The 24,985-nt window shown below is 60.2% G+C and carries 19 protein-coding genes and 1 tRNA gene; 19 read left to right on the forward strand and 1 reads right to left on the reverse strand.

Features of this window, described 5'->3' with window-relative positions:
* The 3 genes from uvrC to PQT43_RS10935 all read left to right on the forward strand — a co-directional run bounded on the left by uvrC (nt 1) and on the right by PQT43_RS10935 (nt 2,558).
* The gene (gene uvrC, locus PQT43_RS10925) at nt 1-1,824 is read left to right on the forward strand and encodes an excinuclease ABC subunit UvrC (protein WP_102864946.1); all 1,824 of its coding nucleotides are present in this window, start codon (nt 1-3) and stop codon (nt 1,822-1,824) included.
* 32 nt (nt 1,825-1,856) lie between these two features.
* Entirely contained in the window at nt 1,857-2,417 is a 561-nt protein-coding gene (gene pgsA / locus PQT43_RS10930; RefSeq protein ID WP_272753865.1) for a CDP-diacylglycerol--glycerol-3-phosphate 3-phosphatidyltransferase, read from the forward strand.
* Between the two features lie 65 nt (nt 2,418-2,482).
* Nucleotides 2,483-2,558, forward strand: a tRNA-Gly gene (locus tag PQT43_RS10935).
* A gap of 784 nt (nt 2,559-3,342) precedes the next feature.
* Here PQT43_RS10935 and PQT43_RS10940 read toward each other — a convergent pair.
* Nucleotides 3,343-3,516 carry a hypothetical protein gene (locus tag PQT43_RS10940; protein ID WP_250330849.1) on the reverse strand — a complete coding sequence of 58 codons (174 nt, stop codon included), beginning with the start codon at nt 3,514-3,516 and terminating at the stop codon, nt 3,343-3,345.
* Between the two features lie 756 nt (nt 3,517-4,272).
* On the opposite strand from PQT43_RS10940, the gene tssA reads away from it, so the two are divergent.
* The 16 genes from tssA to PQT43_RS11020 all read left to right on the forward strand — a co-directional run bounded on the left by tssA (nt 4,273) and on the right by PQT43_RS11020 (nt 24,918).
* Nucleotides 4,273-5,829 carry a type VI secretion system protein TssA gene (gene tssA, locus PQT43_RS10945; protein ID WP_272753866.1) on the forward strand — a complete coding sequence of 519 codons (1,557 nt, stop codon included), beginning with the start codon at nt 4,273-4,275 and terminating at the stop codon, nt 5,827-5,829.
* A 32-nt stretch (nt 5,830-5,861) separates the two neighbouring features.
* On the forward strand, nt 5,862-6,365 hold the full coding sequence (gene tssB, locus PQT43_RS10950; RefSeq protein WP_102864948.1) for a type VI secretion system contractile sheath small subunit: 504 nt from the start codon (nt 5,862-5,864) through the stop codon (nt 6,363-6,365).
* 26 nt (nt 6,366-6,391) lie between these two features.
* Complete coding sequence (gene tssC, locus PQT43_RS10955; RefSeq protein ID WP_102864949.1) at nt 6,392-7,867, forward strand: type VI secretion system contractile sheath large subunit; 1,476 nt, start codon at nt 6,392-6,394, stop codon at nt 7,865-7,867.
* 14 nt (nt 7,868-7,881) lie between these two features.
* The gene (gene tssE, locus PQT43_RS10960; protein ID WP_102881492.1) at nt 7,882-8,289 is read left to right on the forward strand and encodes a type VI secretion system baseplate subunit TssE; all 408 of its coding nucleotides are present in this window, start codon (nt 7,882-7,884) and stop codon (nt 8,287-8,289) included.
* 196 nt (nt 8,290-8,485) lie between these two features.
* Complete coding sequence (gene tssF, locus PQT43_RS10965; protein WP_110653589.1) at nt 8,486-10,273, forward strand: type VI secretion system baseplate subunit TssF; 1,788 nt, start codon at nt 8,486-8,488, stop codon at nt 10,271-10,273.
* On the forward strand, nt 10,237-11,244 hold the full coding sequence (gene tssG, locus PQT43_RS10970) for a type VI secretion system baseplate subunit TssG (RefSeq protein WP_102881490.1): 1,008 nt from the start codon (nt 10,237-10,239) through the stop codon (nt 11,242-11,244). Before tssF ends, tssG begins: the two co-directional genes overlap by 37 nt.
* Nucleotides 11,245-11,257: 13 nt before the next feature.
* Complete coding sequence (gene tssH, locus PQT43_RS10975; protein ID WP_272753868.1) at nt 11,258-13,900, forward strand: type VI secretion system ATPase TssH; 2,643 nt, start codon at nt 11,258-11,260, stop codon at nt 13,898-13,900.
* 10 nt (nt 13,901-13,910) lie between these two features.
* Nucleotides 13,911-15,428, forward strand: a complete 1,518-nt coding sequence (locus PQT43_RS10980; protein ID WP_272753869.1) for a sigma-54 interaction domain-containing protein — start codon at nt 13,911-13,913, stop codon at nt 15,426-15,428.
* A gap of 92 nt (nt 15,429-15,520) precedes the next feature.
* Nucleotides 15,521-15,661 carry a type VI secretion protein gene (locus PQT43_RS10985; protein WP_102864953.1) on the forward strand — a complete coding sequence of 47 codons (141 nt, stop codon included), beginning with the start codon at nt 15,521-15,523 and terminating at the stop codon, nt 15,659-15,661.
* Between the two features lie 17 nt (nt 15,662-15,678).
* Entirely contained in the window at nt 15,679-16,875 is a 1,197-nt protein-coding gene (gene tagH, locus PQT43_RS10990) for a type VI secretion system-associated FHA domain protein TagH (RefSeq protein WP_102881487.1), read from the forward strand.
* Between the two features lie 5 nt (nt 16,876-16,880).
* Nucleotides 16,881-17,384 carry a type VI secretion system lipoprotein TssJ gene (tssJ, locus tag PQT43_RS10995; protein WP_102864955.1) on the forward strand — a complete coding sequence of 168 codons (504 nt, stop codon included), beginning with the start codon at nt 16,881-16,883 and terminating at the stop codon, nt 17,382-17,384.
* Entirely contained in the window at nt 17,384-18,715 is a 1,332-nt protein-coding gene (tssK, locus tag PQT43_RS11000; RefSeq protein ID WP_102864956.1) for a type VI secretion system baseplate subunit TssK, read from the forward strand. The genes tssJ and tssK overlap by 1 nt, the downstream gene beginning before the upstream one ends.
* A gap of 5 nt (nt 18,716-18,720) precedes the next feature.
* Nucleotides 18,721-19,590 (forward strand): type IVB secretion system protein IcmH/DotU, encoded by an 870-nt coding sequence (icmH, locus tag PQT43_RS11005; protein WP_102881486.1) that lies wholly within the window; start codon nt 18,721-18,723, stop codon nt 19,588-19,590.
* Nucleotides 19,591-19,604: 14 nt separating this feature from the next.
* The gene (gene tssM, locus PQT43_RS11010) at nt 19,605-23,132 is read left to right on the forward strand and encodes a type VI secretion system membrane subunit TssM (protein WP_272753870.1); all 3,528 of its coding nucleotides are present in this window, start codon (nt 19,605-19,607) and stop codon (nt 23,130-23,132) included.
* Nucleotides 23,132-23,860, forward strand: coding sequence for a PP2C family protein-serine/threonine phosphatase (locus PQT43_RS11015; RefSeq protein WP_110653595.1), 729 nt, complete (start codon nt 23,132-23,134; stop codon nt 23,858-23,860). The genes tssM and PQT43_RS11015 overlap by 1 nt, the downstream gene beginning before the upstream one ends.
* Nucleotides 23,857-24,918 carry a serine/threonine-protein kinase gene (locus tag PQT43_RS11020; RefSeq protein WP_272753871.1) on the forward strand — a complete coding sequence of 354 codons (1,062 nt, stop codon included), beginning with the start codon at nt 23,857-23,859 and terminating at the stop codon, nt 24,916-24,918. The genes PQT43_RS11015 and PQT43_RS11020 overlap by 4 nt, the downstream gene beginning before the upstream one ends.
* The last annotated feature ends 67 nt before the right edge of the window (nt 24,919-24,985 follow it).

A 24,985-nucleotide genomic window follows, 5' to 3' on the forward strand; every position in this document is an offset into this window, starting at 1 on the left:
ATGACTGACCTGTTTGATCCCAGTGCTTTTCTTTCTACCTGCAGTGGCCGTCCCGGCGTGTATCGCATGTTCGACAGCGATGCACGCCTGCTTTACGTGGGCAAAGCCAAGAATCTGAAAAACCGGCTGTCCAGCTATTTTCGCAAGACCGGCCAGGCACCGAAGACCGCAGCCCTGGTGGCGCGTATCGCGCAGATCGAAACCACCATTACCGCCAACGAGACCGAAGCGCTGCTGCTGGAGCAGACGCTGATCAAGGAGTGGCGGCCGCCCTACAACATTCTCTTGCGCGACGATAAGTCCTATCCCTATGTGTTTCTTTCGGATGGCGATTTTCCGCGTTTCAGCATCCATCGCGGGGCGAAGAAGCACAAGGGCAAGTATTTTGGGCCATACCCCAGTGCCGGTGCCATTCGTGAAAGCCTCAGCCTGTTGCAGAAGACCTTCATGGTTCGCCAGTGCGAGGACAGCTATTACAAAAACCGCACGCGGCCCTGCCTGCAGTACCAGATCAAACGCTGCAAGGCACCTTGCGTCGGTCTGGTGGAGCCCGAGATCTATGCCGAAGACGTGCGCCACTCGGTCATGTTCCTGGAGGGGCGTAGCAACGCCTTGACCGACGAACTTTCCAGTGCCATGGAGGCGGCCGCCGGCACTCTGGATTTTGAAAAGGCCGCTGAGTTGCGGGACCAGATTTCCCTGCTGCGCCGAGTCCAGGACCAGCAAAGCATGGAAGGTGGCACCGGTGATGTGGATGTGGTCGCGGCCTTCGTCAACCCGGGTGGCGCCTGCGTGCACCTGATCAGCGTGCGTGGCGGTCGGGTGCTGGGTAGCAAGAACTTCTTTCCCCAGGTGGGCATCGAGGAAGACGTGGCGCAAGTCATGTCGGCCTTTCTGGGTCAGTATTTTGTCAGCAGTCCTGAGCGCGATCTGCCTGCGGAGTTGATCGTCAACGTGGTGCACGAAGACTTCCCGACGCTGGTCGCCGCCATTTACGAACTGCGGGGCCGCGAGCTGACCATCAGTCACCGGGTCCGTGGCACCCGTGCCCGCTGGCAGCAACTGGCGGTGACCAATGCCGAACAGGCTCTGAGTGCACGCTTGGCCAACCGCCAGCACGTAGCCGCGCGCTTTGAAGCCCTGGCTGAAGTTCTGAATCTGGACGAGCCGCCCCAGCGCCTGGAGTGCTACGACATCAGCCATTCCAGCGGCGAGGCCACAGTGGCCTCCTGCGTGGTGTTCGGCCCGGAAGGGCCGCTTAAATCTGATTATCGCCGTTACAACATTGAAGGTGTCACCGCCGGAGACGACTATGCGGCCATGCATCAGGCTCTTACCCGGCGCTTCAGCAAGCTCAAGGAAGGCGAAGGCAAGCTGCCGGATATCCTTCTGGTGGATGGCGGCAAGGGGCAGTTGTCCATGGCTCGCGACGTGCTCAATGAACTGGCGGTACCAGATCTGATCCTCCTCGGCGTAGCCAAGGGGGCGACCCGCAAGGCGGGTTTCGAGACCTTGTACCTGAATGACGCCGCCCACGAGTTCACCCTCAAAGGCGACTCACCGGCGTTACACCTGATTCAGCAAATCCGCGATGAGGCTCACCGCTTCGCGATCACCGGTCACCGTGCTCGACGTGGCAAGACCCGGCGTACCTCGACCCTGGAAGGGGTGGCGGGCGTTGGCCCGAAGCGTCGGCGGGACCTTCTTAAACATTTTGGTGGATTGCAAGAACTGTCTCGTGCCAGCATCGACGAGATAGCCAAAGCACCGGGAATCAGTAAAAAGCTCGCAGAGTTGATTTATGCAAACCTGCACAGCGAGTAGAATGCCCAATCACCTCGTAGCCAGTTGTGCCGATGAATATCCCTAATCTGATCACCGTTCTACGCGTCCTGCTCATCCCGATTTTCATATTGCTGTTCTATTTGCCCTATAGCTGGAGCTACATGGCGGCCAGTTCAGTCTTTGCCTTCGCGGCTGCCACTGACTGGTTAGATGGCTACCTGGCACGACGCCTGCAGCAGAGCACGCCGTTTGGCGCGTTCCTCGACCCTGTAGCCGACAAGCTGATGGTGGCGGTGGCCCTGGTGCTGCTGGTGCAAGAGCACGGCAACCTGTGGCTGACCTTGCCGGCAGCCGTGATCATCGGTCGCGAGATTGTTGTTTCGGCACTGCGCGAATGGATGGCCGAACTTGGCGCCCGGGCCCAGGTGGCAGTGTCCAATATGGGCAAATGGAAAACAGCAGCGCAGATGCTGGCGCTGGTGATCCTCCTGGCCAACCCTTCGGACTTCAGCTTCTGGGTCCTGGTGGGCTATTCCTTGCTGCTGGTAGCGGCGGGGCTAACCTTGTGGTCGATGCTGCAGTATCTGCGGGCCGCCTGGCCGCATCTGAAAATCGACAACGAGAAAAAATAAGTATTTTTGAATCAAAGGCTTGACGCGCATTCGGATTTCTATAGAATGCGTAATACCAAGACGATGCGGGAATAGCTCAGTTGGTAGAGCACGACCTTGCCAAGGTCGGGGTCGCGAGTTCGAGTCTCGTTTCCCGCTCCAAATATAGCGTTGTAGAATTCAGTTGATTTCTACTGCGATCGAAAAAAGGACCTCCGGGTCCTTTTTTCGTTTCTGTGATTTTCACTCAAATCCAGCACCATCCAGTGCGTTTAAGTCCAGAATTGAGTACGTTTCAAACGCTCAAATCTGGTCAAGTGCTGAATACGGTTTGTTGTCGGCGCATACCGATTTAGGTTATCCCCGCCCATCAACTCAATCGGACCTTGCGTGGGAAATCGCCACACCACGGGATCGTCTTACTGAAGGTTCTGTAGTTCAGTCCTCTTTCCCAAACGTGACCCCCCCCTGAAAACACAGATTCTGCTCCATCCGATTCTGCGATAGCGTTCTCCTCATGCTTTGTAGTACGCGCGACACCTCGAGTCCTCCGACATCGGTCATTTCCTGCGGTGTGTCGATCTGGTTGGTATAGAAGTTGTAGGCCTGGCTGGGAAGGCCGAGGGCGTTTTCGATGCGCGGCTGATCAGATTGCCTCATGGCCAAGTTTCTCGCTGGCATAGCGGGTCATGCATTTACCGCAGTCGCCGATTTCGATGATTGTTGATCAGGCTGCGGATGCCTTCACCGTCCAGGCCGAACTGCAAGAACGCCGGTTGGTTGAGTAGGCTTTTCAGCTCGACATTAGGCTCTGTCCGAAAAGTTTTGAGACGAAGGTCAGGCAAGGCGAAAACGGTCGAGGAACGGCCGGGGTCGCGTTCGACTTTACGGGGTGTAAATGAGCATTCCGATCAGACTCGCGCACGAGACCGTTTTCAACGCAGCATCACCGAGTATCAAGGGTTTTCGTACAAAGCCTAGGGTTGTCCGAAATCAGCTCGATACGGATCGCATACAGCTCGCAGATGGCTTCGCAACCCTTGAAGGCCAGCCCCTTGAAGTCGTGGCGAACGGCAGGGATGGACAGCACAAAATGTGCAGTGTCGACTGACGCGAACATAGACTCATCCTTAAGCTTTAGAGAGGCCAGACCCGCACCTTGCCTGGCTCGGATGCAAGATGGCGCTCAACCTGGCAAAGCGTGCGCAAACGCTAATATGAGACCGGTCTGTAAAGTCAGTTGAAACTTCTGAGTCTAAAAGCTGCCCTCAATTAAGAACGGTGATGTTTAGGTCTAGGGCTCCGCCCAACATTCAAACGCCATGACCAAACAACACATCAGGACCATTTTGGGTAAGTAAAAACATGGCCCATGTCCGGTGCTACAACAACGCAAAGCCAGCACTCTCATAATGAATCGCCGAGCAGTTTCCATTTTTTTGGAAGCTGTTGTACCGCTATTTCAGGGAGTTACACCTTGAGCCGAGTGTTCCTCTTGTTGGGCGCGACCTTGAAAGGAGGTTGTGTTTTGGTTGCTAAGTAATTTTCTTATGTTGTTGATAAATATGAACTAATTATATTTCTCTCTCGGTGCGCCGTTAGCTGAATAAGGTTGTCTCGCCCCGATTTTACTTTCTGATACAGCATGGTTAATGGAGGTATATATCTGTGGCAATGCATCGTGACGGCACTGCATCAGCGAAAAGGCCGGTAACAAAGGTCCTAGCGCGGAGTGCGCTTGTAGGAAAAATTGAAACGGTAAGGGAATTATTCTCGTAAGTTTAGGATTTTTCTTAAATTAATACTTGTGGGTTAGGGGTTATATTTTTAAAGCATTAGCCACTTGTTCTGCGGCAAAGCTTTAAACAGGTCATGGATGAACTACTCAAATAAACTGTCTGCTCATTATCTTGAGATCGCCAAAGTCTCTATTTCCAAAGAGAGTTTTGCGGGCGCGGATGTTCGCTTTTCGAGTGAATACGAAGCCCTTGAAAACGAGTTGGCCAAAGCCCAGTCCATGCATGAAAGCGGTCAGATCGACTGGCTGAAAGTTCTTGAAAACAGTGAAAACCTGCTACGTGTGCAGTCCAAGGATCTGCGGGTGGCCGCCTGGCTCACTTGGGCGCTGTATCAGCGCGAGTCCTTCGCAGGATTGCTGGCGGGTTCCAGCCTCTTGCAGTACCTGTGTGAACAGCATTGGGTCGAGGTCCACCCCAATAAACTGCGTACCCGTGGTGCCGCCATCAGCTGGCTGGTGCCTCGACTGGAGCAGGCGTTAAGCGAAAACATCGCGATCAAGGAACAGTTACCGCTGTTTCGTCGATTGGTGCTGAATCTGGAAAAGCTTGATGCAGTACTGACCCAGCATCTTGGCGATGACGCTCCTTTGTTGCTGCCCATCTGTCGGCGGCTGTCGAGCATGATCCAGCGTGCCGTCGAGCATCAGCCAGAGCCCGGAGCCGTCGGCACGGTGGTAGCACAGGTCAAGCAGGCAGCGACCCAGCTCTTCTCATCGGCCTCGTCGATCGATAACGAAAAGGATGCTCAGAGGGTCCTGCGTGCGCTGCAGGAGCATGCCCGACCTCTGTGCGCCTGGTGGCTCAAGCAGAAGGCTACCGACATGCGCTCCCTGCGCCTGAACCGCACCATGCTGTGGTTGCCCATCGATAGTGTCCCGGAGCGTAACGCTGAACAGGTCACGGCATTGCGAGGGCTGCCTGGGGACAAACTCAAGGCTTACCAGGAACGCTTTGCCGGTGGTCAGTTCGCTGATTTGTTGCTGGAGCTCGAAGCCAGCCTGTCCAGGGCACCCTTTTGGTTCGACGGGCAGCGCATGGTCTGGGAGTGCTTGCAAGCGTTGAACGCCGATCAGGCCATGCGTGAAGTCGAATTTCACTTTGCGCTCTTGCTGCAGCGTCTGCCGGGAGTGGTGGAGTTGCGCTTTCACGACGGCACTCCCTTCGCCGATCCGGCCACTCGAAGCTGGATCAGCGCCCATGTCATGCCTCACCTATCCGCCACCAGCGCACCGCGTCAGGTCGACGCCAGCTCCAGCCAGCCGATTTGGGAGGAGGCCCTGGAAGAGGTCTTGCCGATCCTGCGCAAGGATGGCCTCAAGGCGGCGGTGCAAGTACTCAAGCCAGGCCTGCAGAGTGCGCGTGGCGGTCGCGTGAGGTTCTTCTGGCATTTCAGCCTGGCGCGGCTGTGTTTCATCGCCAAGAAGTACGAGCTGGCCAAGACCCAGCTGGAAACCCTTGATCAAGAATTGCAGAACTCAGGCTTGCACGCCTGGGAGCCGGATCTTGCGTTGGAAGTGCTGCACCTCCTGCTTAGCTGCTGTGAGTTGTTGCCGCAGAACCACGCAGTGCGAGAACGCAAGGAAGAGATTTATCGCAGGCTGTGCCATCTCGACCTCGAGGTGGTACTCGAATAGGCCCACGGGCCGACAATCGCAAGGAAAGGACCATGGCCAAAGAAGGCTCTGTAGCCCCTAAGGAACGCATCAACGTCACCTTCAAACCCGCGACCGGCGGAGCTCAGGAGGAGATTGAGCTACCGCTGAAACTGCTGGCGATCGGCGATTACACCCAGCGTCCGGATGAACGCAAGGTGGAAGATCGCAAGCCGATCAGTATCGACAAAATGACCTTCGACGAAGTCTTGGCCAAGCAGGATCTGAGTCTGACGCTCAGCGTGCCTAACCGTCTTCAGGAGGACAGTGACGCTGATGAGCTGGCGGTCAGTCTGCGGGTCAGCTCGATGAAGGACTTCAACCCGGCCAGCTTGGTAGAGCAGGTGCCCGAGTTGAAAAAGCTGATGGAGCTGCGCGATGCCTTGGTGGCACTCAAGGGGCCTCTGGGTAATGCACCTGCGTTTCGCAAAGCCATCGAAGGCGTTCTCGCCGACGACGAATCCCGCGTTCGCGTGCTCGGTGAGCTGGGCCTGAACGCTGCCGCCCCAGACGCCTGACCCATCAGACAAGGAAGCCACAACACATGACTACCCGTGCCGCGCAACACCAAAGCAACGAGAGCAGCGAGTACAGCATTCTCGACGGCATCATCGCCGAAACCCGTCTGACTCCGAACGACGAAGCCTACGATATCGCCAAGCGCGGAGTGTCAGCCTTCATCGAGGAACTGCTCAAACCGCAGAACAGCGGCGAGCCGGTCAAGAAGGCCATGGTCGATCGCATGATCGCCGAGATCGATGCCAAGCTCAGCCAGCAGATGGATGAGATTCTCCACCACGAAGACTTTCAGTCGCTGGAGTCCGCCTGGCGGGGGCTGCAGTTACTGGTGGAGCGCACCAATTTCCGTGAAAACATCAAGATAGAAATCCTCAACGTCTCCAAGCAGGACCTGCTGGACGACTTCGAAGATTCGCCGGAAGTGATGCAGGCCGGCCTTTACAAACACATCTACACCGCGGAGTACGGTCAGTTTGGTGGCCAGCCAGTCGGCGCGATCATCGCCAACTACTTCATGTCGCCCAGTTCTCCTGACGTGAAGTTGATGCAGTACGTCTCCAGCGTTGCCTGCATGTCACATGCGCCGTTCATTGCCGCCGCAGGCCCGAACTTCTTTGGCCTGGAAAGCTTCACCGGCCTGCCGGACCTGAAGGATCTGAAGGATCATTTCGAAGGCCCGCAATTTGCCAAGTGGCAGAGCTTCCGGCAATCGGAAGACTCTCGCTACATTGCCCTGACCTTGCCGCGGTTCCTGCTGCGCAATCCCTATGATCCGGAAGAAAACCCGGTCAAGTCCTTCGTCTACAAGGAAACCGTTGCCAACAACCACGAGCACTACCTGTGGGGCAATACCGCGTATGCGTTCGGCACCAAGTTGACCGACAGCTTCGCCAAGTTCCGCTGGTGCCCGAACATCATCGGTCCGCAGAGCGGTGGCGCGGTGGAGGACTTGCCGCTGCACCATTTCGAAAGCATGGGTGAAATCGAAACCAAGATCCCGACTGAAGTGCTGGTTTCAGATCGTCGTGAGTATGAACTGGCCGAGGAGGGCTTCATCTCCCTGACCATGCGCAAGGGCAGTGACAACGCCGCGTTCTTCTCTGCCAACTCGGTACAGAAGCCGAAGTTCTTTGGCATCAGCGCTGAAGGCAAGACGGCGGAGCTGAACTACAAGCTTGGCACCCAACTGCCCTACATGATGATCGTCAACCGCCTGGCTCACTACCTGAAGGTGCTGCAACGTGAACAGCTCGGCTCATGGAAGGAGCGTACCGATCTTGAGCTGGAGCTCAATAAATGGATCCGTCAGTACGTGGCTGACCAGGAAAACCCCAGTGCCGAAGTCCGTGGTCGTCGTCCGCTGCGCGCTGCGCAGATCATCGTCAGCGATGTGGAAGGCGAGCCGGGCTGGTATCGCGTGAGCCTGAACGTGCGCCCGCACTTCAAGTACATGGGGGCCGACTTCACGCTTTCTCTGGTTGGCAAACTGGATAAAGAGTAACCGGGAGCCAGGTCATGAGCGGATACGGCAGCCTGTTTGAACGCCTGAGCGCAGAGGCCGACCAGCGTGTCGGCTGGAGCCGCGAGGTCGGCGCGATGGCATCGGTGGCTGCCCATCTGGGCAAGATGCTCAGCACCCGTGCGGGGAGCGTGCAAACGCTTTCCGACTACGGTTTGCCCGATCTCAACGACATGCGCTTGAGCTTGCACGATGCCCTGAGCCAGGCCCGTTTGGCCATCGAGCACTTCATCGAAGCCTACGAGCCGCGGCTCAGTCAGGTGCGTGTCGTTTCTCTGCCGCGTGATCATGACCCGCTCAAGCTGGCGTTCAGCATTGAAGGCTTGCTTGAGGTGGAAGGGATCAAGCGTCAGGTCAGTTTTTCCGCCTGCCTGGATGGCAGCGGGCAAGTCAAGGTCAGTTAAGGAGACGACGATGACAGCAAACCACGCAGTCTGCGCCAGCCGGGTTGTTGGCTGCCCAGGCCACGACCTTTGTTGGCTATCCGGTACGCGTCGCGAACACGGCAGGGATCTTTGGAGAGTGGGGTAACGCGGCGCGGCTACTGGCAACGCGTTCCACCGCAGTGATCCATGACTCTTACTACCAGGCACTGAGCCCATGTCCTTTAACCACTACTACCAAAGTGAGCTTACCGCGCTGCGCCAGCTGGGCCGTCGTTTCGCCGAGCGCAGTCCGGCCTTGGCACCTTTTCTGGGGGAGGCCGGACGAGACCCGGATGTGGAGCGCCTGCTCGAAGGGTTTGCATTTCTGACGGGACGTCTGCGCCAGAAGCTCGACGACGAACTGCCCGAGCTGAGCCACTCGCTGATGCACCTGCTGTGGCCGAACTACATGCGGCCATTGCCGGCGTTCAGCATCTTGCAGTTCGATCCCCTGCAGCAGTCCGGACCCGCCCAGCGCATACCGCGAGATACGCCGGTAGAGAGCAAGCCCATCGATGATGTCTGCTGCCGATTTCGCACCTGCTATCCGACCGATGTGCTGCCTCTGGACCTGACGGCATTGAGTTACTCGGTCAAGGGTGACGGTGCACTGTTGAGCTTGCGTCTGGAAATGAGTTGCGACGGTCATATTGGTGAACTGAACCTGGAGCGTCTGCGCCTGCACCTGGCCGGTGAGCGCTACATCAGTCAGATGCTTTACCTCAGCCTGCTGCGCAACCTTGAGGGCATCGAGCTGGTGCCGTTGGGGGTGGACGGCGAGCCGCTGGCCGGAGTCAACGGCGTTGGGATGTCCTTCAAGATACCGGGCAATCGTGTACAGCCTGTGGGCTTTGCTGAAGAAGAGGCCTTGATCCCGTACCCGCTGAATACCTTCCGCGGGTATCGCTATTTGCAGGAGTATTTTGCGCTCCAGGATAAGTTCCTGTTTGTCGATCTCAGTGGTCTGGATCTGCTGCAGAGGTTGGCCCAAGACATCCTTCAGCGCATGCACGGCCTGGAGTTGCGCTTCGATATTCGCAACAGTGGGGTGCAACGTCTGCGTCCGACACTGGACAACGTGAAGCTCTACTGCACGCCTATCGTCAACCTGTTCAAGCACGATGCCTTGCCGATTCGTCTCGACGGCAAGCAGGACGAGTACCTGCTGCTGCCGGCCAAGTACGAACTGGAGCATTGCGGCGTGTTTTCCATTGAAAGCGTCACCGGCTGGAAGCCGGGCGGCCTGGGTTATCAGGCGTATGTACCCTTCGAGTCGTTCGAGCATGATCCGAGTTTCGACGTGCCCCACAGCCGTCCGCACTACAGCATTCGCCAGCGCTCATCGTTGCTGCACGACGGCCTCGATACCTACCTGAGCTTCGGTATCCGTCACACCGATGCTCAGGAAACCCTGTCGATCGAGCTGATGTGCACCAACCAGAACCTGCCGCGCCGACTCAAGCTCGGCGACATCAACCAGTTGTGCGAGGAAACCCCGGAGTTTCTCAGTTTCCGCAATATCACACCGGTCACGTCGAGCTACGCGCCGCCGCTGAACCGCGATTTTCTGTGGAAGCTCATCAGCAACATGTCGCTCAACTATCTGTCGCTGGCCAACGTCGATGCGTTGAAGGTGATCCTCGAAACCTACGATTTGCCGCGCTACTACGACCAGCACCTGGAGAAGGTCAGCAAGCGTTTGCTGGGCGGGCTCAAGTCGATACGTCACGAGCACGTCGACCGCCTGCACCGAGGCTTGCCGCTGCGTGGATTGCGCACCGAGCTGAGTATCGATCCCCAAGGCTATATCGGTGAAGGCGACCTGTTCGTTTTCGCGTCGGTTCTTAACGAGTTTTTTGCTCTTTACGCCAGTCTCAATTCCTACCATGAGCTGCGGGTAAAAAGTACACAGGGAGAGGTGTACAAATGGGCTCCACGCATGGGGCTGCAGCCCCTGCTTTAAGCAGACTGAGCACGGTAATACGAGAGTATTCGCTGTTTCAGGCCGTACTGTTGGTCGTCGATCGCTTGCGTGATGCCCATCCGTACCTGAGTGAAGAGGAACTCTACGATCAGCTGGAGTTCCAGGCCAATCCGAGCCTGGGTTTCCCTGGCAGCGATGTTGATCGCGTGGAGTTTTTTGAAGAGCGCGGCCAGATGCGCGCACGTTTGCGTTTCAACCTGATCGGGTTGTTCGGCGCGGGCTCGCCCTTGCCGGCCTTCTATGGCGAGCAGGCCCTGGGCGATGGCGAGGAGGGCAACCCGACACGCAACTTCCTCGATCTGTTCCATCACCGCCTGCAACGCCTGATGCTGCCGATCTGGAGTAAATACCGCTACCGCGCCAGCTTCAAGAGTGGTGCCCTGGACCCGTTTTCAGCTCAGTTATTTGCCTTGATCGGCCTGGGTGGCGAAGAGATCCGCAAGGCCAAGGAACTGAACTGGAAACGCTTGCTGCCATACCTGGGATTGCTCAGCTTGCGCGCCCATTCGGCGGCGCTGATCGAGGCGGTGCTGCGCTACTACTTCAAGCACGCAGACCTGGTGATCGAGCAGTGCATCGAGCGCCGGGTAGAGATTCTCGACGAACAGCGCAACTGCCTGGGGCAGGCCAACAGCCTGCTCGCTGAGGACCTGGTACTGGGCGAGCGGGTGCGCGACCGCAGCGGCAAGTTCCGCATTCATATCAGCCAGCTCGACTGGCAACGCTTCCACGAGTTCCTGCCGATCGGATTCGGTTACCAGCCCTTGTGCGCGCTGGTGCGGTTCACCCTGCGCGATCCGCTGGACTACGACATTCGCCTGGTGCTGCGCCAGGAGGAAATCCGCGAACTGTGCATCGGTGAACAGAACACCTGTCGTCTGGGGTGGACCAGTTGGCTCGGTCATGAAAAGGCCGACGGCGTGGTGACCCTGGGCAGCAAAATTCATTAAGGACAGATGACCCATGATCAACCTAGACCTGCAACAACTTATCCAGGCACTGGACGCTGAAACCCGCCGCGACCTGGAGCGTTCCGCTGAGCGCTGCGTCGCCCGTGGCGGCAACAAGGTGCTGGTCGAAGACCTGCTGCTGGGTTTGCTGGAGCGTCCCCAGGGTCTGCTTGCCCGGGCGTTGCAGGACGCGCAAGTCGAGGCCGGCGAGTTGATTGAGGCACTGCAATCGCAAGTCGGCGATAGCGGCTCGCGCAGCCCGGTGTTCGCTCCGGAACTGGTGCAGTGGCTGCAGGACGCATTACTGGTGGCCAATCTTGAACTGGGTCAAAGCCAGGTCGAGCAGGCGGCCTTGATTCTGGCCTTGCTGCGCAACCCGATGCGTTATGCCGGCAGTCGCTACCAGCCGTTGCTGGCGAAGCTGGACATCGAACGCCTGAAGGATTTTGCCCTGTCACAACAGCAACGAACCTCCGGCGGCGGGCCGGCGGCAGCGGGGGAGTCGCTGTTGCAGCGTTTCACTCATAACCTCACCCAACAGGCGCGAGACGGCCAGCTCGACCCGGTGCTGTGCCGCGACGATGCGATCCGGCAGATGGTCGACATCCTCGCCCGTCGCCGCAAGAACAACCCGATTGTGGTCGGTGAGGCCGGTGTCGGTAAAACCGCGGTCGTCGAAGGCCTGGCCTCGCGCATCGCTGCCGGAGAAGTACCGCCCGTGCTCAAGGACATTGAGCTGCTCTCGCTGGACATGGGGCTGCTGCAAGCGGGCGCCAGCGTCAAAGGTGAATTCGAGCGGCGCCTCAAAGGGGTGATTGACGAGGTCAAAGCCTCGCCCAAACCGATCATCCTGTTCATCGATGAGGCTCATACCCTGATCGGCGCGGGCGGCAATGCCGGAGGCTCCGATGCGGCCAACCTGCTCAAGCCGGCCCTGGCCCGTGGTGAGCTGCGTACCATTGCGGCCACCACCTGGAGCGAATACAAAAAATACTTCGAGAAAGATCCGGCCCTGGCCCGGCGTTTCCAACCCGTGCAATTGCACGAACCCACCGTTGCCGAGGCGGTGACTATTCTGCGAGGCCTGGCCCAGGTCTATGAGAAGAGCCACGGTATCTACCTGCGTGATGACGCAGTGGTGGCCGCCGCCGAGCTCTCGGCCCGCTACCTCGCCGGGCGCCAGTTGCCGGACAAGGCCGTCGATGTCCTCGACACTGCCTGTGCCCGGGTTCGCATCAGCCTTGCAGCGGCACCTGAGCGTCTGGAGCGTCTGCGTGGCGAGTGTGCTGAGGGACGGCGTCAGTGCCAGGCTCTGCGGCGCGATGCCGAAGCCGGACTGAAGATCGACCAGGAGGTCCTGGACAGCCTGGAAGCGCGGCTGGCCGATGCCGCGGAGCAACAGCAGGCCCTGGAAACACTCTGGCATGAGCAACGCACATTGGCCGAGCGCCTGCTGCAGTTACGTGTGCAATTGGCCAGGGCCCGCGACGCCAGCCCCCTGCGCTCGACACAAGACAGCGAAGGCTCGCCGGATGCCGGCCGGGAGACTGATGTACAAGCCGGGCCTGGCGTGGTGGAGCTGGAGTCGGCACTCAACGACACCCATCGCGCCCTGAGCGATGCGCAAACCCGGGAGCGGCTGGTCAGCTTCGAGGTGTGTCCACGCCTGGTGGCTGAAGTCATCAGCGCCTGGACCGGCGTACCGCTGGCGCAACTGGCCCGTGAGCACAACGCCAAGGTGGCGAGTTTCGCCACTGACCTGAGTGCCCGTATTCGCGGTCAGGACCAGGCGGTACAGGTTCTGGATCGTTCGATGCGTGCCGTGGCCGCAGGCCTGAATAAACCAGAAGCACCAGTCGGCGTATTTCTCCTGGTGGGCCCCAGCGGTGTGGGCAAGACCGAAACCGCCCTGGCCCTGGCAGACCTGCTGTATGGCGGTGAGCGTTTCATCACCACCATCAACATGTCCGAGTTCCAGGAGAAACACACCGTTTCACGTTTGATTGGCGCTCCGCCGGGTTATGTCGGCTATGGCGAAGGCGGCATGCTCACCGAAGCGGTGCGGCAAAAACCCTACTCCGTGGTGCTGCTCGATGAAGTCGAGAAAGCCGATCCGGATGTGCTCAACCTGTTCTATCAGATCTTCGACAAGGGCGTGGCCAACGATGGCGAAGGGCGTGAGATCGATTTTCGCAACACGCTGATACTGATGACCTCGAACCTGGGCAGCGAGCGGATCAGCGCGCTATGCGAGAACGGCGAGCGCCCGAGTGTCGACACCCTGGAGCAGACGATCCGTCCGGTATTGAGCAAGCATTTCAAACCGGCGCTGCTGGCACGTATGCGCGTGGTGCCTTACTACCCGGTGAGTGGCCCGGTGCTGCGTGAACTGATCGAAATCAAGTTGGCGCGACTGGGTGAGCGGCTGAACGCTCGGCAGCTGGAGTTCAGCCACTGCCAGGCGTTGGTCGATCACTTGGCCGAACGCTGTACTCAGAGCGAAAGCGGTGCACGCCTGATCGACTACTTGCTCGACCTGCACGTCCTGCCGTTGGTGGCCGACCGCCTGCTGGCGGCCATGGCCACCGGCGAGAACCTCAAACGTGTGTACGCAACGCTCGATAGCAGCGGTGGCGTGGCCTGCGAGTTCGCCTGAGGTGGGCATCATGTTCACTCGGGTGCCGCAGCCGCTGGCCTATGCAGAGGCACTGCTGGCGCAATTTTCCGCTTTGTCCCGGGCGGTGCAAGGCGCTGTGCTGCTTGAAGACTTTGTGCGAGGCGCAGCACAGCTCAGTGGCTGTGAACTGAGTCAGCTGTATCTGCTCGATGCCACCCATAGCTGCCTGCAACTGCGCGCCGAATGCCTCGGTGGCCTTTTACAACCGCGGGAAGTGATCAACCTGCCGAGCGATTACAGCGGTGAGCAACTGCTGCAGTTTGCCCTGTGCCAGAACCGGGTGGTGAGCCTGGTGGGTCTGAACCACAGCCTCCACGACACCAGCTTCCTGCCCGTGCACAGCGCTGCGTGGCAGTCACTGTTATGCGTACCGCTGGTCAACGCGCGCAAGGCTGTCGAAGGCTTGCTGTTGTGTGCCAGCCCGCAACAGCAAGACCTGCAAGCCTTTGCCCAGTCGTTGGGCCAACTGGGGGCGTTTGTCCTTGGACAATGGGCGTTGCTCCAGCGTTTGCGTCTGCCCGCGGGCGAGCCTGCGCCGCTTCTGCCTCCCGAGGTCATCACCAGTGGTTATGGCCTGATCGGCACCAGTCCGGCGATGCGCCAGGCCTATCAGTTGATCAGCAAGGTCCTGCACAGCCCTTACACCGTGTTGCTGCGTGGCGAAACCGGTACCGGCAAGGAAGTGGTGGCGCGTGCCATTCATGATTACGGCCCGCGTCGTTCCCAGGCATTTGTGGTGCAGAACTGCGCGGCGTTTCCGGAAAACCTGCTGGAAAGCGAGTTGTTCGGTTATCGCAAGGGGGCGTTCACGGGCGCTGACCGCGATCGCCCCGGACTGTTTGATGCGGCCAATGGCGGCACTCTGTTGCTGGACGAAATCGGCGACATGCCGCTGTCCCTGCAAGCCAAACTGCTTCGGGTCCTACAGGACGGCGAGATCCGCCCGTTGGGCTCCAACGACACGCACACCATCGACGTGCGGATCATCGCCGCCACCCACCGCGATCTGGCGGCGCTGGTGGGCGAAGGCAAGTTCCGTGAGGACCTGTATTACCGCCTGGCTCAGTTCCCGATCGAGTTGCCGGCTTTGCGACAGCGTGAAGGCGACATTCTCGACCTGGCCCGGCATTTCGCCGACAAGGCCTGTGTCTTCCTGCAAAAGGACCCGGTGAGCTGGTCGCCGACGGCCCTCAATCATCTGTCCGGTTACGCCTTTCCAGGCAACGTGCGCGAGCTCAAGGGGCTGGTGGAGCGTGCAGTGCTGCTCTGTGAAGGCGGTGAACTGATGGCCGAGCATTTTTCCCTGAACGTTGAAGTCATGCCCGAAGAGCCGGGTCTGAACCTGCGCGAGCAGTTGGAAAAAGTCGAACGCCACCTGTTGCTCGATTGCCTGCGCAAGAACGACGGCAATCAGACCCTGGCGGCCCGGGAGCTGGGATTGCCCCGTCGCACGCTGCTGTACCGCCTGGGGCGCCTGAACATCAATCTTGACGACTTTGTGGTCTAGCGAGGCATGCAGCCTTGGCTGGTTTTTTGTACTTCTGGGCGCGCCTGCAAGGGAGGGCGTTTTGTGCACTGTCTACCTATGGAGACCTTCTGATGTCTGTTCGTCACTGGCAAGCCGTCCTCTTGACCCTGGTTGTTGTGGTCGGCCTCGGCGCCTGCAGCGGCAATTACAAATTCAACGATGACACCTATCGCCCGCTGGGTGATCCGCAGGCGGTCAATCGCGGCAAGTGAGCGCAAGGAGCAGCATCATGGAACTGGTTTTTGAAGTGCTCAATGCCAAGCAATTCGTGCCGGCGGACTTGAGCAGCAAAACTTTCAGGCGGGCGGGTGGCACCATCGGCCGGGCAGGGGATTGCGAGTGGCAGATTCCGGATAGCAACCGTCATCTGTCCAACCATCATGCGCTGGTCAGCTATCGCGATGGCCAGTTTTTCCTCACCGATACCAGCAGCAACGGTATTCAGGACCGTGGCAGTGGCGCGCGTCTGCGCAAGGGCCAAGCCCAGCGTATCGAGCAGGGCAGTGTCTACCTGCTGGGGGATTTCGAGATCCGTGCACGCCTGGTGCAAGCCTCGGAGGCCTTCGCCGTTGAAGCCGGTCGGCCACAAGCGGCCGGCAGCATCATTCCGGATAACGCATTCATAGACCTCGACCCGCTCAACGCATTGGACCAGCAGGAACACAGTGGGGCAGAGCTTGACGAGCTGAGCGCGCTTGATGTGCCACACCAGGAGCCTGGGCAGCGAGCTGACTATGCCCGCATCGATAGGGAATGCCTGTTGGTCCCGGAACTGGTGGCCCCCCCCGAGCCGCAGGCGCTACCCGAGCCCAAGGCGCCGGCCTGCCAAAGTGAGGCTTTCTGGGCGCGTTTTGGCGCGGTCCTGGGGGTGGATCTGCAGGCGCTCGATAACGATCAGCGCGAGGCCCTGGCAGTCAATGTCGCGGGGTTGTTCAAGCAGAGCATGGGGGGCTTGCAGCAGAGCTTGCGAACCCGTAGCGAGCTGAAAAACGAGCTGCGCCTGGCCCTCACCACGGCCCAGGGCAACAGTCAGAACCCGCTCAAGTTCGCCGTGGATTGCGAAGCGCTACTGGGCATCCTGCTGCTGGACCACAAGCCAGGGCAACTGTCTGCCGAGCAGGCGATTTCCCGCGCTTTTCGCGACCTGCAGGCGCACCAGGTGGCGCTGCTCAGCGCCAGCCGCGCCGCAGTGCGTAGCACCCTCGAACACTTTTCGCCGCAACAGCTGACGCTACGTTTCGAGCGCGATGGCCAGCAACCGTTGCTGGCGACTTCCGGTAGCCGCTGGCGAGCGTACCGCCGCTATCACCAGGCGCTGTGCCAGGACGACGACTGGAACGAGCGCCTGCTGGCGCGGGATTTTGCTCAGGCCTATGAAGAGCAGATCCGCCTGATCTCCACCCTCCACCTCGATGATCAAGGATGACCTGCATGTCTCGCCGTACCCACCCATTACTCAAGGCCCTGACGCTGCTCATGGCCTTGGCGCTGTTGACCGGCTGCGCATCGATGTCGCCGTATTCGACCCTGACCAAGCTCAACCTGAAGCTCAGTGCCAGCGACCGGCTCAACCCCGACCTCAATGGGCGTGCGTCGCCGATCGTGGTGCGGTTGATGGAACTCAAGCATCCCGTCGCGTTCGAGAACGCCGACTTTTTCAGTCTCTACGAGCGCGCCAGGGAGTCCCTGGCACCGGATCTGGTGGCCAGTGAAGAGCTGGAGTTGCGCCCGGGGGAAAGCCTCGAATTCAAGTTGCGGGTCGAGGACGGGAGCCGTTTCGTCGGCGTGCTTGCGGCTTATCGTGATTTGCCGGAAAGCCAGTGGCGTTATGTGGTGCAGCTCACCCCGCAGGAGGTGACCGAGGTCGGCCTGATCCTCGACCAGTCCGGCATCCGCAACAGCAACGATGTGTCCACCCAAGCGGATGACAATTGATGAACGTGCATAAAATCATTTGGCAGGAAGGCATGTTGCTGCGGCCTCAGCATTTCCAGCACAACGATCGTTACTACGATTACCAGATGAAAACCCGTACCCAACTGCTGGGTAGTTACAGTTGGGGATTTCTGGCGCTGGAGATCGATCTGCAGTTTCTCAACATGGGCAAGCTGGTGATCAGCCGGGCCTCCGGTATCTTGCCGGACGGCAGTCTGTTCGAGCTGGGGGACGATACCGAGCCACTGGCCCTGGATGTACCGCCCAACACGGGGAGCACGCCGGTCTACCTGGCTTTGCCGCTGGTCACGGGCAACCACATCGAAGCGCGGCGCGCAGAGCAATCCGATGTGCTGGCGCGCTACATCGTCTACGAGGCGGAAATCGCCGACTCCAACGCTGGTGATGATTCCAGCAGCCAGCTCAGCTGTGCCCGTCCGGACTTCCGTCTGCTCCTGGGCGAGCAGCAGAGCGGGCAGGCTTATGTGAAGTTGAAAGTCTGTGAAGTGCTGGATGCCACCTCCGATGGCGTGATCAGCCTCGATCCGGATTTCGTGCCGACCTTCCTGCACACCCATGCCAGCACCTATCTGCTTTCGTGCCTGAAAGAGATCATCAGCATGCTCAGTCATCGGGGGGACACCATCGCCGAGCGGATTCGCTCCAACGGCAAGGTCGGTGGTGCCGAGGTGGGCGACTTCATGATGCTGCAACTGATCAACCGCACCGAACTGCTGTTGCGCCATTACCTGGATCTTGAACATGTCCATCCGGAGGAGCTCTATCGCTCGCTGCTGGTCATGCTCGGGGAGCTGGCGACTTTCGCCAGTGACAGCAAGCGCCCTCGGCTGGACAGCCGTTATCAGCACAGCGACCAGGGGGCGAGCTTTCGCAAACTGATGGACGCCATTCGCCAGGTGCTGTCGATGGTGCTTGAGCAGCATGCCATCGAACTGGTGCTGCAGGCCCGTCAGTACGGGGTGCTGGTGTCGCCGCTGCATGATCACAAGCTGTTGGAGTCGGCCTCGTTCGTGCTTGCGGCCAGTGCCAACTGCGACTCTGAAGAACTGCGTCATCGCTTGCCGTCGCACCTCAAGGTCGGGCCGGTGGAAAGCATTCGGCAACTGGTCAACCTGCATCTGCCGGGGATCAAGGTCCGGCCCTTGCCGGTGGCGCCGCGACAGATCGCATTCCACTCCAACAAGACCTATTTCATCCTCGACCTCAGTCCCGAGGACTTGGCGCAACTGGAGCGTTCGGGCGGTTTCGCCTTCCACGTCTCCGGTGAGTTCGCCGAGCTTGAACTGAAATTCTGGGCCATCAGGAACTGAACGACATGATCAAGGATCTGGAACACCCTCAGGACGATAAAACCGTTTTGCTTGACCGCCTTGGGCATGGCCCGGCGCGCAACCCGCTGACCGACTTCGCCGATCCCCCGCGTTTCGAGCAGTTAGAGGAACGGATGATCTATGCCGCACGCCTGGGTCCTGCGCAATCCTTCAGCGTCAGCCTCAACCCGCTCGTGGCGGCGGCGTCCGACCTGCTGTCGGAAGTGGTTCGCCTCAAGCACAGCGAGGCGGCTGAAGACTTGCGTGCACTCAATACGCGCCTGAGTGCCGGCCTCAGGCAGTTCGACGCGCGAGCCCTGCAGGACGGTGCGCTGAGCAGCCAGGTGATGGCCGCCCGCTATGTGCTGTGCACCGTGGTCGACGAGGCGGTGGTGAGCACCTCTTGGGGCAATGAAAGCCAGTGGTCGCAAATGAGTCTGCTCAGCAGCTTTCACAACGAAACCTTCGGCGGCGAAAAGTTCTTCCAACTGCTGGATCGGCTGTCGAAGAACCCGGTCAAGCATCTGCCGATGCTGGAGCTGATGTACCTGTGCCTGTCGTTGGGGTTCGAGGGCAAGTACCGGGTCATTCCCCGCGGCGTGCTCGAGCTTGAGGGGATTCGCGACGCCTTGTACCGGCAGATCCGCCAGCTGCGTGGCGATGTGCCTCGTGAGCTGTCGCCACATTGGGAAGGGCTCGGCGATCAGCGTCGCAGCCTGGTGCGCATTGTGCCGGGGTGGATGGTTGCGCTGTTCACCGTGGTTTGCCTGCTGGTGATGTACTCGGGGTTTGCCTGGGTGCTGGGCCAGCAGCGCGAAAGCCTGTTGCAGACGTATCAACCGCTTGACCCGGTGGTGGTCCAGCCCCAGCAGTAAGACAGGGACGTGTGATGAAAAACTTCTTCAAGAAAGCCGGCGCCTTGCTGCGTCAGACCTGGGTCTGGACGCTGCTGTTGGTGCTGAGTGTGGCATTGCTGGTGTGGTTCGTCGGGCCGCTACTGGCCGTCAACGACAACAAGTTCTGGGCCAGCGCAACCTCGCGTCTGCTGACCATCAGTGCGTTGTTCCTGATCTGGGGCCTGGCGATGGTCTTTGTCAGTTGGCGCGCCGGTGTCCGCAAGAAAGCCGTCGAAGACAGCGAGGCCGGACAGCAGCGCATGCAGCGCGACGAGTTGATCGACCAGGAGCACAAAGAGCTCCATGAGCGCTTCAAGGACGCGCTGCGCACCCTCAAGACCTCAAGCCTGTACCGCGGTCGCAGCGAGCGTTGGCGCAGTGACCTGCCCTGGTACCTGCTGCTCGGTCCACAAGGCAGCGGCAAGACCAGCCTGCTGGACTTTTCGGGCCTGGAGTTTCCACTCAACAAAATGGGCCGCAAGCTGACCCGCGACACCAGCGGCACCCGGCACTGCGACTGGTACTTCGCCGAACATGGCGTGCTGATCGACACGGCCGGCCGCTACCTGAGCCAAGGCGCCGCCGACGTCGACGCCAGTGCCTGGAACACCTTGCTGGGTCTGTTGCGCAAGCGACGTCGTGGCCGCCCGCTCAATGGTGTGCTGGTGACGGTTCCGGTAGCGGCACTGCTGAGCGCCGACGAGCAGGAACTGGAGACCCTGGCGCAGCAGGTGCGTATGCGCTTGCAGGATGTTCATCAGAAATTGCATGTCGATGTCCCGGTCTACCTGGTGCTCAGCAAGGCCGACCAACTGGCGGGGTTTGACGAGTTCTTTGATCACATGAGCCGTGAGGAAAGCGATCAGGTACTCGGCGCCAGCTTTGGCAAGGAACAAAGCGGCACCGATGTGGCAGTACTTCGCCAGGAGTTCGAGGAGTTGCTGCGGCGCTTGAACAGCCAGGTGATCATGCGCATGCATCAGGAGCGAGACACCCAGCGGCGTGGGCGCATTCTCGACTTCCCACACCAATTGGGACAGATCGGAGAGCGCTTGTGCCTGTTCGTCGACATGGCATTCACCGGTAACCGCTATCAGCGGCCCAGCCAGCTGCGGGGCTTCTACCTGACCAGTGCGCCGCACCTGATCGAACAGCTCGATCAAGACACGGCCAGTATCGGCGCGACCCTGGGCATGTCGGCTGCCGTCCTGCCGACCCTGCGCGGCGGTCGCTCGCGCTTTATTCATCACCTGTTGAGCCGGGTGATTTTTCCCGAGGCCGATTTGGCCGGCCTGGACCAACGCGAGCGTCGACGCATTCACTGGGGCCAGCGTGCCCTGTACGTGGGCGCCCTGGCGGCCCTGGCGGTGTTTGGCATGCTGTGGGCCGGGAGCTTCTCGGCCAACCACGGGCGCCTGGAGCAACTGCGTTCACTGGCGCAGAGCTGGAGTGAGCAACGCGCGGCCTTGAATGCGCGGGATGACGCGCAGGCCCTGCTCAAACCCCTCGACACTCGTTATGCGGCCACCCAGGTCTTTGCGCCCGGGGGCGAGGTGGCGCTGCATGAGCGTGTCGGGCTGTATCAAGGCGATGCCAGTCGTCCGGTGCTCTTGCGTGCCTATGAGCGTGAGTTGCAGGAGCAACTGTTGCCAAGGGTTGCGCAGATGCTCGAAGGGCAGGTTCGCGCCAACATGCGCGATCGCGAACGCCTGCTCAACAGCTTGCGCGCGTATCTGATGCTGAACCTGCAGGATCGCCGTGATCCGTCCTTGCTCAAGGACTGGGTGGCGCGAGAATGGTCGAGCCGCTACGCCGGCAACAGCGCCTTGCAGAATGGTCTGAATGGACACTTCGAACGCCTGCTCCAATTGCCATTCAGCTATCCGCTCAACGAGGCTCTGGTGAGCCAGGCCCGTCAGGTGTTGCGCAGCGAATCGTTGGCTAATGTGGTCTACCGAGTGTTGCGCGAGCAGGCTCGCAGCTTGCCGCAATACCGTCTGAGCCAGCACCTGGGGCCACAAGGCAATCTGTTTGTCGGCACTGACTATGTGATCCCGGGTTTTTATACCCAGCAGGGTTATCAGCAGTATTTTTCGATCCAGGGCACGGCGCTGGTCACCGATATCCTGCGTGACAACTGGGTGCTGGGCGAAGGTTCGGGAATCAGTGGCATGGATCTGCGTCGGCTGATGGTGGAGCTGGAGCAACTGTACTTTCGCGACTACGCCAACCACTGGAGCGAAGCCCTGGGTCGGGTCAGCCTGCCGCCGTTCAACGATGCTGGCGATGGGGCCGAACAACTGGCCAGTCTGACCGCGGCCAACTCGCCGCTCTTGCAATTGCTGGTGGAGATCCGGGAGAACACCCGCTTCCAGAGCGTGCTGGAGCCTGCCGACGAGACGGCGCAGGCAGGCAAGGCGGGGGATGCAGCGCCGGGTGCGCAGGGCGAGGGGCTGGCCGCTGTCGCAGGTAAGGCCCGCCAGGCCCTGGCCAAGAGTCTGCCGAATACGGCGAAGAAGGCGCTGCAACGTCGCTTCGAGCCGCTGCACCGCTTGCTGGACGACAACAACGGCCCGGCGGCGGACCTGACCCCGGCGTTGCTGGCAATCAACGACCTGCAGCTGCAGTTGTCCAGCCTGGCGCGGGCCAGCCAGCCTGATCAGGCTGCCTTTGAAATGGCCAAGGCGCGCATGAGCGGCCAGCGCGATGCCTTGAGCAGCCTGCGCAATGCCTCGGTGCGCCTGCCGCGTCCGGTGAGCCTGTGGTTCAACACGCTGGCCGAGGACGCCTGGCGCCTGGTGCTCAATGATTCGTACCAGTACCTCAACCAGCGATACCAGAGCGAGCTGTACAGTTTCTACGGTAAGGCGATCCGCAAGCGTTATCCGTTCAATGCCCATAGCACCAGCGATGTGGCCGTCAACGATTTTCGTGAGTTCTTCAAGGCTCAGGGCATCGCCGAGCGCTTCTTCGACTCCTACATACGACCTTTCGTCAGTGGTGATCCGGGTAGCTACCGCTTGCGCAGCATCGACGGCCAAAGCCTGCCGATCAACAAGGCCTACCTTGAGCAGATGGTCGCCGCGCAAGTGATTCGCCAGGGATTCTTCGCCGAGAACCCGGCGGAGCCCCAGGTGCAGTTCAGGCTTGAGCCCTACACCCTCGACCCGGCGGTGAGTCGTGCCGAGTTCCGTTTTGGCAACCGGCAACTGGAATACCGGCATGGCCCCATTGTGCCGATGTCCTTCAAGTGGCCCACCGATGCTGAAGAAGGGCGTGCCAGCCTGGTGTTGGACAAGATGGTCGGCCGGCCCATCGGTATCGAGAAGAACACCGGGCCCTGGTCGTTGTTCCGTCTGCTCGACCTGATGCAGACCGAATACCTGACCGGTCGTGATGTGCTGGTACTCAAGGCCGAACTGGGTGGCTTGCGTGCCAACTATCTGCTGCTGAGCCAGCGCACGCCGAACCCGTTCGACATGGGCGTGCTGCGCTCATTCCGTATGCCGGCGCAGCTCTGATGTCGGTTGCCGGCACCTGGCGCAGCGCCGCACGGACCGACCCGGGCAAGGTGCGGCTGCGCAATGAAGATGCCTTTCTCGATTGCCCGGAGCAGGGGCTCTGGGTGGTCGCCGATGGCATGGGCGGTCACCAGTGCGGAGATGTTGCCAGCCAGCTGATTGTCGCCAGCCTGGCGGAGTTGTCGCTGCATGACAGTTTCGAGGGGCGGCTCAATGACTTGCGCCAATGCCTGCACTGGCTCAACCGGCGCCTTGGCCAGGAGTTGACGGTCAGTGTGGGGCGCCAAGACAGCATTGTTGGCAGCACCGTGGTGGCGCTGTTGCTGCAAGGCAACCGCGCGGCCTGTATCTGGGCGGGCGACAGCCGCTGTTATCTGTGGCGTGGGCAGTGCCTGTATCAACTGTCCAAGGATCACTCGCTGAGGCAGCAATTGGTGGACGAGCAGCGGATGAGCCCGGAGCAGGCCAGTGCTCATCCCGACGCCAATGCCCTGACTCGTGCGGTGGGCGCCAGCGAGCGGTTGGCCCTGGATGTGCTGGAGTTCGAGGTCCATGCGGGCGATGTTTTTCTGCTGTGCAGCGATGGTCTTTACCAAGGACTTAGCGGAGATGCCTTGGGCCGGGCGCTGAGCCTTGCGTCGCCACGGATTGCCCTGGAGCGCCTGTTTGAAGGGGCATTGCGCGGCGCAGCCAGAGACAACCTGACGGCCGTGGTGATCCGCCAATGACGGATATGAAGCCCGATATGCAGCGCATCCTGGCCGGTGAGGCTGAGGCCGGCGACCTGACCTATTTCGCCTTCGTCAAACCCCCACCTGCTGCGCCTGCCGTGGCGCGTCCCAGGGGCAAGGGCCGCAGCCGGGCGCGAAAACGTGGCAAAGCCAAACCTGCGCAAACTGCGCCTTTAGGCACGCTGCCGCGATTGCTGGCGGGTCGCTATCGTCTTGAGCGGCTGCTCGGTGCTGGAGGCATGGGCACGGTTTATCGCGCGCGCGACCTGCTGCATGAACAGTTTGGCGACCCCGACCCCTACATCGCCCTCAAGGTGTTGAGCGAGGAGTTTTCCGAGTCGCCGGATGCGGGCCTGGTGCTGTATGGCGAGTTCGCCCTGACGCGCCGCTTGCGCCACCCGAACATCGTGCGTTTGCACAGCTTTGAAGTGGATGCCCAATGTCACTGTGCGTTCATTACCATGGAGCTGATGCGCGGGCTGACCCTGGACAAGCTGCTCTGCGAGCACCCGACGGGCCTGCCGTGGACAGCCTTGCAGGAGGTGGCCGTGCCGCTGCTTGACGCCCTGGCTTACAGCCATGGGCGCGGCGTGCTGCATGGGGATCTGAAACCGAGCAACGTGATGCTCGGTGAAGAGGGCGTGCGCCTGTTCGACTTCGGCCTGGGTCAGGCCGAGGCAGGTGTCTTGCCTGGCCTGCCTCACTTGAGCCGCAGTCGCTTCAATGCCTGGACGCCGGGCTACGCTGCCCCCGAATTGCTGGAGGGCGGTGCCTTGTCGGCCGCTGCAGATCTGTATGCCGTTGCTTGCGTGATCTTTGAACTGGCCTCTGGCAAGCATCCCTTCCGAGGCTTGCCGTCGACCCAGGCGCGTGATCAGCGACTGGAGCGCACCCTGCAGGCGCCCAAGCATCTTCCCGGGCATTGCTGGCCCGCCCTGCGAGCGGCGCTGGCCTTCAATGTGGAGGAGCGTAGCGACGGCCTTCAGGCACTGCGTGAGGCGCTGGGCGCGCAACCGTCCTGGATATCGCGCTGGATGTCGCGATGCAGAAGATAGTCCGTGAGTGGGGAGGGTTCCGGTCTTTTTCGTCGGGCTCGGAAGGCCAATGGTTCTCTAAGTGGAG

This window comes from Pseudomonas sp. BLCC-B112, assembly GCF_028550695.1.
GTDB lineage: Bacteria > Pseudomonadota > Gammaproteobacteria > Pseudomonadales > Pseudomonadaceae > Aquipseudomonas > Aquipseudomonas danubii.

What these genes read in the sequence shown, in the direction of transcription:
- uvrC (WP_102864946.1), top strand. Translation starts at nt 1, where the DNA reads ATGACTGACCTGTTTGATCCCAGTGCTTTTCTTTCTACCTGCAGTGGC.
- pgsA (WP_272753865.1), top strand. Translation starts at nt 1,857, where the DNA reads ATGAATATCCCTAATCTGATCACCGTTCTACGCGTCCTGCTCATCCCG.
- PQT43_RS10940 (WP_250330849.1), bottom strand. Translation starts at nt 3,516, where the DNA reads ATGTTCGCGTCAGTCGACACTGCACATTTTGTGCTGTCCATCCCTGCC.
- tssA (WP_272753866.1), top strand. Translation starts at nt 4,273, where the DNA reads ATGAACTACTCAAATAAACTGTCTGCTCATTATCTTGAGATCGCCAAA.
- tssB (WP_102864948.1), top strand. Translation starts at nt 5,862, where the DNA reads ATGGCCAAAGAAGGCTCTGTAGCCCCTAAGGAACGCATCAACGTCACC.
- tssC (WP_102864949.1), top strand. Translation starts at nt 6,392, where the DNA reads ATGACTACCCGTGCCGCGCAACACCAAAGCAACGAGAGCAGCGAGTAC.
- tssE (WP_102881492.1), top strand. Translation starts at nt 7,882, where the DNA reads ATGAGCGGATACGGCAGCCTGTTTGAACGCCTGAGCGCAGAGGCCGAC.
- tssF (WP_110653589.1), top strand. Translation starts at nt 8,486, where the DNA reads ATGTCCTTTAACCACTACTACCAAAGTGAGCTTACCGCGCTGCGCCAG.
- tssG (WP_102881490.1), top strand. Translation starts at nt 10,237, where the DNA reads ATGGGCTCCACGCATGGGGCTGCAGCCCCTGCTTTAAGCAGACTGAGC.
- tssH (WP_272753868.1), top strand. Translation starts at nt 11,258, where the DNA reads ATGATCAACCTAGACCTGCAACAACTTATCCAGGCACTGGACGCTGAA.
- PQT43_RS10980 (WP_272753869.1), top strand. Translation starts at nt 13,911, where the DNA reads ATGTTCACTCGGGTGCCGCAGCCGCTGGCCTATGCAGAGGCACTGCTG.
- PQT43_RS10985 (WP_102864953.1), top strand. Translation starts at nt 15,521, where the DNA reads ATGTCTGTTCGTCACTGGCAAGCCGTCCTCTTGACCCTGGTTGTTGTG.
- tagH (WP_102881487.1), top strand. Translation starts at nt 15,679, where the DNA reads ATGGAACTGGTTTTTGAAGTGCTCAATGCCAAGCAATTCGTGCCGGCG.
- tssJ (WP_102864955.1), top strand. Translation starts at nt 16,881, where the DNA reads ATGTCTCGCCGTACCCACCCATTACTCAAGGCCCTGACGCTGCTCATG.
- tssK (WP_102864956.1), top strand. Translation starts at nt 17,384, where the DNA reads ATGAACGTGCATAAAATCATTTGGCAGGAAGGCATGTTGCTGCGGCCT.
- icmH (WP_102881486.1), top strand. Translation starts at nt 18,721, where the DNA reads ATGATCAAGGATCTGGAACACCCTCAGGACGATAAAACCGTTTTGCTT.
- tssM (WP_272753870.1), top strand. Translation starts at nt 19,605, where the DNA reads ATGAAAAACTTCTTCAAGAAAGCCGGCGCCTTGCTGCGTCAGACCTGG.
- PQT43_RS11015 (WP_110653595.1), top strand. Translation starts at nt 23,132, where the DNA reads ATGTCGGTTGCCGGCACCTGGCGCAGCGCCGCACGGACCGACCCGGGC.
- PQT43_RS11020 (WP_272753871.1), top strand. Translation starts at nt 23,857, where the DNA reads ATGACGGATATGAAGCCCGATATGCAGCGCATCCTGGCCGGTGAGGCT.